The organism is Streptomyces botrytidirepellens (genome assembly GCF_003721215.1).
Lineage (GTDB): Bacteria > Actinomycetota > Actinomycetes > Streptomycetales > Streptomycetaceae > Streptomyces > Streptomyces himastatinicus.
The window spans coordinates 1-899 of the sequence record NZ_RIBZ01000425.1 but is presented as its reverse complement, the minus strand read 5'-3'; the positions used below and the strand labels follow the sequence as shown (position 1 = coordinate 899).

Genomic DNA, 899 nt, shown 5'->3' with positions numbered 1-899 from the left:
GGGGTCTTCCCGATCACGCCCGGCACCCTGCTGGCGTGGCATCGCAGGTTCATCGCGGCGAAATGGGACTACAGCGCGCGACGCGCCCCGGCCGGGAGACCACCGACCAGGGCGGCGCTCAGGAAGCTCATACTGCGACTGGCCCGGGAAAATACGAGGTGGGGCCACAGGCGGATCCAGGGCGAGCTGGCTCGCCTGGGGCACCCGATCGCCGCATCCACCGTATGGAACATCCTGACAGCCGCGGGCATCGATCCAGCCCCACGCCGTACCGGCCCAACCTGGCGCGAGTTCCTCACGAACCAGGCCGAGGGCATCATCGCGGCAGGCTTCTTCCATCTCGACACCGTGTTCGGACGCAGACTGTACGCGCTCGCCTTCCTCCAACACGGCACCCGGCGCCTCCATATCTCCAACGTCACGGCACATCCCTCCCGGGAATGGGCCGTGCAGCAGGCCCGGAACGTAGCCGCCGACCTGAACACGCGTATGGAGTCCCTGCGATTCCTGCTCCGTGACCGCGATGGCAAGTACGGACAGTCCTTCGACGCCGTCTTCGAAGCCGATGGCATGGAGGTGATCAAGAGCACGCCACGAACGCCGCGGATGAACGCCCACTGTGTACGGGTGATCGGCAGCATCCGGCGCGATGCCCTCGACCACATCCTGATCACGAACGAGGCACACGCCCGACAGGTCCTGGCCGCCTACCAGCGGCACTACAACACACATCGCCCTCATCGAAGCCGAGACCAGCTACCTCCTGACGCCGGGCAGCAGCCCATCACCGTGCACAACCTCAACGCACGCAGACTCCTGCGCACACGCGTCCTCGGCGGCCCCATCAACGAGTACCACTACGCCGCTTGACCAGTAGCGATGACTTTTCGAGCCCGACA

Annotated in this window: 1 protein-coding gene; it reads left to right on the top strand. The window is 65.9% G+C overall.

Annotated elements, in window-relative coordinates; translation table 11 throughout:
- The coding region (locus EEJ42_RS31345) for an integrase core domain-containing protein (protein WP_123105237.1) at positions 1–870 on the top strand (870 nt) is incomplete at its 5' end.
- Positions 871–899: the final 29 nt, after the last annotated feature.